Consider the following 7,044-nt stretch of genomic DNA (forward strand, 5'->3'; position numbering starts at 1 on the left):
AGTCACCTGATCACTGCGGTAAATTGAAACCACCCTTCACTTAATTCTAACGCATATTCACTGCCATTCTTCTCTAATATCCTCCTTACATTCTGAAGGCCATATCCATGAAACCATTTCTCTTTCTTGGTTGTTTCAACAATATTACTCCGTCCTGCTTCTTCACTGCAAACTGTATTCCGTATAGAAATAACAAATTCATGGCAATCATACTGCAACCTTACAATAATCCTCTTTCCCTCAGCCAGTTTACTGCTTGCTTCTATTGCATTATCTAGTAAATTGGACAATACAATAACCAATTCTTCGTTCGCCAAAGGAATGCCCTGCAGATCGCTCAATTCAAATTCCATTGCAATATTTCTATTTCTTGCTTCCAGATACGCCCTGTTCAAAATCGCATCTATAATCGGATGATTCGTATGTAAAATCTGCTCCAACTGCATGTCACTCTGCAAAAGTTTCTGTAAATATTCTCCAAGAGCCTCGTAATTTTTATTGGCAAATAGCCCCTCCAAAGTAAAAAGATGATTATGGAAATCATGCGTCAGCCTTCTCTGTTCCTGATAATTATTCAACAAAAAATCCGCCTGCTCTTTCCCACTTTTAATCTGTCGCTCTAATTCCTTATTTACAGCCTCCATTTCTCTTTCCTTTTCAAGCCGCTGTTCTAAAAATAAGAATAAAATATTTCCTGCAACAAGAACAATCACGTCAACTATAATCCAAATATTCAAGCGATTCTCGTTAATGGCATAAAAAATAACCAAACATAAATTCAAAATCATTCCCACCGGAATAATTATCATCTGCAGCCAATATTTGATAGGAAAACTATAATCTCGCTGCCTGCTTCTTAATCTTTTTGCCAAAATAATACAGGTAATGATTAATAAACTTTTAGACATAATGAATCCCAACGTCCACACACTTCTATTCATCATCAGACTCTGGATGCTTTCATTTGTAATGAACATCATACAAATCATCACTCCATAGTCAAGCGCATATAGATAAATATAATACATGCACACTACAAGCAGTTCCCGAAAGGAACTCCCCTTATATAGAATCCTGGCGGCTACTCCAAAGATAAGCAAAGCCATGCCCGTTTTCACATAGACATTCTCGAATGCCATCCATTCTTGTATGCACATAATTCCAATGCCAAGAACGATGATCACACCTATATAGATCCACCTGCACTCGAATCTTTTTATAAAACATGCATCTGCCACAATCAAAAAAGAGAGTATTTCTATAAATATCATCAAACATGAAAACAATTCCGCCATTAGTTCTTTCCTTTCCAAAGTATATACTTCTGCTTTAATTTTTGATAATCTGTTTTACTGCACGGTAAAGCCGTTCCGTTTTTCAAGCAAATCTCTCTGTTTTTAAAAAACTCAATATATTGCATATTAACCAGATAACTTTTATGCGTCCTGATGAAGCCTCTTGTTTCTAATTCTAGTTCCAAATCAGAAATCTTTCGATATTGCTTATATACTTTATCTTCTGTGTATATTTCCACATATCTTTTAAAACTGGTAAAATACATAATTTTTTCAAGTTCAATAAATTCACTCTTTCCTTGCGTCTTAATCTCATAGCATCTGTTTTTTTGAGAGACTTCTTTGAACGCATCATCCAATGTATAATTTAAAACCCGTTCCAAATCATTTTTTAATATATAGCGAAAAGCATTTACTTCATACCCCATTGGAGCCATTTCTATGTATGCAGAAATATAAATGATAACAGAATCAATTCTTCGTTTTCTCAGTTCTCTGGCAACCTCAATCCCATTCATTGCACCAAGCTTTACATCCAAAAAAATAATCTGATAATTGTCGTTTACTTCCTCCAGCAAACTGTCAACATCATAATATTTTTTTATCTTTATATCGATACCATGCTGCAAAGTATATTCTTCTAAAAGCAATACTAACTTATCTGCAAACACTTTTTCATCATCACAAATTGCTGCGGTTATCATTCTTACACCTCTGAAATACCATTACTAAACCGAATTATATTCTATACTCATTCAAGCATCCCACATTACATGCCTTCGACTGTCGGGCTTCGCCCGATAATGTATTATACCATATGATACGGAAAATGGAGAGCAGGTATCAGCAATCGAGTTCTCTATTTATCATCACCACGGATTCCTTCTTAGTTCTTGCAACAAAAAAAGACCTTGGCTGCCCTAAGAGCATAAGATACCATGGTCTTTTAATCCGTATAAAACAAGTTTTGCAAAAAAACATAAAATTAGCATTACAGCTGTAAAAGTTACATTCGCATAAGTTACATTCCCATTTTAAGCACAGGACTGATCTTTTTATAGATCAAAAGCACAATCAAAGACACCAGGAATCCCTTCAGCAGATTAAACGGTGCCACCGCAAATATTACAAACGTCGACAAACTGGTAATGTGACGATTCACTGCCGTTCCCATCTCTACCAGTGCATCAATCGGCATACCAAACGCCTTGGCAAAGACCGGCAGCAGAATAAATGCATTCAGGAAGCATCCTACAAAAGTCATGAAAAGTGTTCCCGTAACCATTCCTACGATTGCACCTGACTTAGTACGTTTTTTCTGATAGATCAGTGCTGCCGGAACTACCAGTGCACACCCGATCAGGAAATTTGCCACCTCTCCTACCCCGGCAGTGCTGGTTCCGTTCACGGCAAAATTCAACAGGATCTTAATGAATTCTATCATCGCTCCCGCCAGCGGTCCCATAGTAAAACATCCTATCATAACAGGAACCTCACTGAAATCAATCTCATAAAACACCGGTGCGAATGGCAACGGAATCTCGAACAGCATCAATACTACCGCTATGGCACCGAGCATTCCAATCTGAGCGATTTTCTTCACATTAGTCTTGTTCTTTGTGTTTGTTACTACATTTGTCTCCATCTTTCTTTCTCCTTTTCATTATAAGTATATTCAAACTGCTAAAGAAAGAAAATCTTCTCTGAATCATGTAAAAAAGAACGAAGTTTCCTGATACGGCAAAAACCCCGACACTTTCGCATCGGGGTACATATTCATTCATCACACAACTCTTCTCTCATCCAGACTTTACTGTCGGTTCTGGAATCTCACCAGATCAGCTGATATGGCACCTTCTATACATCCAATGCCATACCAGGTCGCGGACTACACCGCCGGTTGGGAATTACACCCGACCCCGAAGAATTTCTTATCAGTTTTATGAAATTATAACGCGTTCATGGGAATTATGCAAGATATATTAATTGGGGACGGGGGTTTTTTCAATTTCCCCCGTCCCCAATTAAAATAGCCGTGTCCCTTTTTCGATTTGCCCTGTCCCTTTTTGACTACGCACTAATTGAATTCCCGGTATACAACTGATAATACCGTCCCTGTTCGTCTATCAACTGATCATGGGTTCCTCTCTCAATGATCCTTCCCTGTTCCAGAACCATGATACAGTCTGAGTTCCGTACAGTGGACAATCTATGTGCAATCACGAAGGTTGTTCTTCCCTTCATCAGCTTATCCATACCATCCTGGACGATTCTCTCTGTTCTGGTATCAATGGAGCTGGTTGCCTCATCCAGAATCAGTACCGGCGGATCAGCGATTGCAGCGCGGGCAATGGCGAGAAGCTGTCTCTGTCCCTGGCTTAAGTTGGCGCCATCACCGGTCAGCACGGTATCATAGCCGTTCGGGAGTCTGCGGATGAACCCGTCTGCATTGGCGAGTTTTGCCGCTGCTATGACTTCTTCGTCTGTAGCATCCAGTTTGCCAAACCGGATATTCTCTTTTACTGTTCCGGTAAAGAGGTGTGTATCCTGAAGTACGATTCCTAAAGAATGGCGTAAGTCTGCCTTCTTAATCTTATTTATGTTAATACCATCATAACGGATCTTTCCATCCTGAATATCGTAGAAACGATTAATCAAGTTGGTAATCGTCGTCTTGCCTGCTCCGGTAGAACCGACAAAAGCTATTTTCTGTCCCGGAGTTGCATATAACTTCACATCATGAAGGACGATCTTGTCATCATTGTATCCAAAGTCTACTCCATCGAATACGACATCGCCTTTCACCTCGACGTAATCAACGCTGCCATCTGCCTGATGCACGTGTTTCCATGCCCATCTTCCGGTTCTTTTCTTGCTTTCCTTAAGTTCGCCATTCTCTTCTGCTGCATGGACCAGAGTTACATAGCCATTATCCGCCTCTACCTCTTCATCCAGCAGACGGAAGATACGCTCCGCCCCTGCCATCGCCATTACGATCGCATTGAGCTGCTGGCTGACCTGATTGATCGGCATACTGAAGCTCTTATTGAATGTCAGGAAACTTGCCAGTCCGCCAAGCGTGAAGCCGCCCACGTCGCCAAGCGCCAGCACCCCTCCTACAATTGCACACACCACATAACTGATATTGCCAAGTTGCGCATTGATCGGACCAAGAAAATTGGCAAATGTATTGGCACGATCTGCACTTACATACAGTCTGTCATTCAGTTCTTTGAACGCTTTCTTATTCTCTTCTTCATGGCAGAATACCTTTACAACTTTCTGCCCGTTCATCATCTCTTCGATATAACCATTCACCGCTCCCAGATTCACCTGCTGCTCAAGGAAGTATTTTCCACTTCGTCCTGCTGCCGTTTTAGAAGCCATTATCATAACCGCAACCATAATCAGTGTAACAACCGTCAGTGGAATGTTCAGGATCACCATGCTGACAAATACGCTGACAATTGTAACCGCACTGTTAATCACCTGCGGAATACTCTGGCTGATCATCTGGCGCAGTGTATCAATATCATTCGTATAGATCGACATAATATCGCCATGTGCATGAGTATCAAAATATTTGATTGGAAGCCGCTCCATATGCGTGAACAGATCATTACGCAATTCTCTAAGCGTTCCCTGGGTAACATTCACCATAATCCGGTTATATGCATAAGTAGAGAGGATTCCCACCGCATAGAATGCTGCTACCCTCGCAATCGCATGCGCCAGCGGCGTAAAATCCGGAGTATCTGTCAAAAGAAACGGCGTAATATAATCATCGATCAGATTCTTCATAAACATAGTACCCTGCACATTCGCAATCACCCCAAGGAAGATCAGTATCACGACTGCTATGCAATGGACTCTGTAATACCGGAACACATAATTCATAATTCTTACAAATAATTTCCCCGGATTCTTCACCTGGGACTTCATTCCTCTTGGACCTCGATTCATTGGACCTGCCATATCTACTCACCTGCCTTCTCATCAAAATCGCCGCCACCCTTGGTCTGTGATTCATAGACCTCACGGTAGATCTCATTCGTCGCAAGCAGTTCCTCATGGGTTCCGAATCCATCAATACATCCTTCGTCCATGACAAGAATTCTGTCTGCGTCCTGTACACTGGAGATTCTCTGCGCAATAATCAGCTTAGTCGTATCTGGAATCTCTTCCCGGAATGCCTTGCGGATCTTTGCATCCGTCGCCGTATCCACCGCACTGGTGCTGTCATCCAGTATCAAGATCTTCGGCTTCTTAAGCAATGCCCTTGCGATACAAAGCCTCTGTCTCTGACCGCCTGATACATTGCTGCCTCCCTGCTCAATATGGGTCTGATAGCCATTCGGGAATCTGCGGATGAACTCATCAGCGCATGCCTGACGGCAGGCTGTCATACACTCTTCTTCCGTTGCCTCGCCATTACCCCAGCGCAGATTATCCAGGATAGATCCTGAAAACAGCACGTTATTCTGCAGCACGACCGACACTTGATTCCTCAATACCTCCATATCATACTCTTTGACATTCCTTCCACCTACCAGGATCTCACCCGCTGTCACATCATAGAGACGGCTTACCAGATTCACAAGACTGGTCTTAGCACTTCCGGTTCCTCCGATAATCCCGATGGTTTCACCGGAATGGATCTGTAAATTAATATCCTTAAGTACCGGGCTCTCACTCTCTTTTTTATAAGCAAAATCTACATGTCTGAACTCAATACTTCCATCTGCAACCATAAGAACCGGTTCTTCGGGATTCTTAAGGTCGCTGACCTCATTCAATACTTCCGAAATACGTCTGATACTTGCCATACTCATAGACACCATAACAAATACCATGGACATCATCATCAGGCTCATCAGAATATTCATACAATATGTAAGAAGACTCATCAATTCTCCTGTTGTCAATGTTGATGCCACAATCATCTTAGCACCAATCCAACTGATTAACAGGATACAGGTATAGACGGTAAACTGCATCAGTGGCGCATTATACACCAGATTGCACTCCGCTTTGACAAAAATCTTATAGATATTCTCGCTTGCCTTTTTGAATTTGCCCGTCTCCTGTTCTTCTCTTACGTATGCTTTTACAACACGAATAGCAGAGACATTCTCCTGCACAGATGCATTCAGATCATCGTATTTCGGAAATGCCTGCTGGAAATACCGGGTTGCATGGCTCATGATCAGCATAAGCAGCACACCCAGAATCACTACCGCTACCAGATAGACACTGGACAGACGGGCATTGATCCTGAATGCCATAACCATCGCACACAGGAGACTCGCTGGTGCCCTTGTAAACATACGGAGCAGCATCTGGTAAGCATTCTGCACATTCGTCACATCCGTAGTCAGACGCGTTACCAATCCTGCCGTACTGTATTTATCAATATTTGCAAATGAAAAGGTCTGAATATGGTTGAACATCGCCTCTCTTAGATTCTTCGCAAAACCCGCAGACGCTTTCGCGCCAAAACGTCCTCCTGCCATGCCGGCAAACAGACCAATTGCCGCTGCCACAACCATAATTCCTCCTACCTTATAAATATGCTGGATATCCCCGGCATTCACGCCATCATCTATAATTGAAGCCATCAGAAAAGGAATAATCATCTCCATCAATACTTCTAATATCATAAATAACGGCGTAACAATCGAAGCTTTTTTATACTCTTTTACTTCACTCAACAAAGTTCGGATCATCTAATTCCTCCTTTCTTCCACAA

Annotated in this window: 5 protein-coding genes and 1 riboswitch; all 5 genes read right to left on the reverse strand. The window is 41.8% G+C overall.

The genetic code is table 11. From position 1 onward, the window contains the following. Window positions 1-2: 2 nt before the first annotated feature. Entirely contained in the window at window positions 3-1,295 is a 1,293-nt protein-coding gene (locus tag ACQRBN_RS15270) for a sensor histidine kinase (RefSeq protein WP_427739893.1), read from the reverse strand. Continuing rightward, on the reverse strand, window positions 1,295-1,999 hold the full coding sequence (locus tag ACQRBN_RS15275; protein ID WP_427739895.1) for a LytR/AlgR family response regulator transcription factor: 705 nt from the start codon (window positions 1,997-1,999) through the stop codon (window positions 1,295-1,297). Before ACQRBN_RS15275 ends, ACQRBN_RS15270 begins: the two co-directional genes overlap by 1 nt. A gap of 317 nt (window positions 2,000-2,316) precedes the next feature. Beyond that, window positions 2,317-2,940: an ECF transporter S component gene (locus ACQRBN_RS15280; protein ID WP_427739897.1), complete on the reverse strand. Its 624-nt coding sequence runs from the start codon at window positions 2,938-2,940 to the stop codon at window positions 2,317-2,319. A 142-nt stretch (window positions 2,941-3,082) separates the two neighbouring features. Next, window positions 3,083-3,226, reverse strand: a riboswitch (FMN riboswitch). Window positions 3,227-3,365: 139 nt separating this feature from the next. Next, on the reverse strand, window positions 3,366-5,270 hold the full coding sequence (locus ACQRBN_RS15285; RefSeq protein WP_427739898.1) for an ABC transporter ATP-binding protein: 1,905 nt from the start codon (window positions 5,268-5,270) through the stop codon (window positions 3,366-3,368). 2 nt (window positions 5,271-5,272) lie between these two features. Then, a complete protein-coding gene (locus tag ACQRBN_RS15290) occupies window positions 5,273-7,021 on the reverse strand; it encodes an ABC transporter ATP-binding protein (RefSeq protein ID WP_427739899.1) in 1,749 nt (582 codons plus the stop codon). Window positions 7,022-7,044: the final 23 nt, after the last annotated feature.

It is taken from the genome of Bariatricus sp. SGI.154, from assembly GCF_050313795.1.
Taxonomy (GTDB): Bacteria; Bacillota; Clostridia; order Lachnospirales; family Lachnospiraceae; genus CAMBRQ01.

Coding starts and splice junctions, on each gene's coding strand:
- ACQRBN_RS15275 (WP_427739895.1), bottom strand. CDS start 1,999: ATGATAACCGCAGCAATTTGTGATGATGAAAAAGTGTTTGCAGATAAG.
- ACQRBN_RS15280 (WP_427739897.1), bottom strand. CDS start 2,940: ATGGAGACAAATGTAGTAACAAACACAAAGAACAAGACTAATGTGAAG.
- ACQRBN_RS15270 (WP_427739893.1), bottom strand. CDS start 1,295: ATGGCGGAATTGTTTTCATGTTTGATGATATTTATAGAAATACTCTCT.
- ACQRBN_RS15285 (WP_427739898.1), bottom strand. CDS start 5,270: ATGGCAGGTCCAATGAATCGAGGTCCAAGAGGAATGAAGTCCCAGGTG.
- ACQRBN_RS15290 (WP_427739899.1), bottom strand. CDS start 7,021: ATGATCCGAACTTTGTTGAGTGAAGTAAAAGAGTATAAAAAAGCTTCG.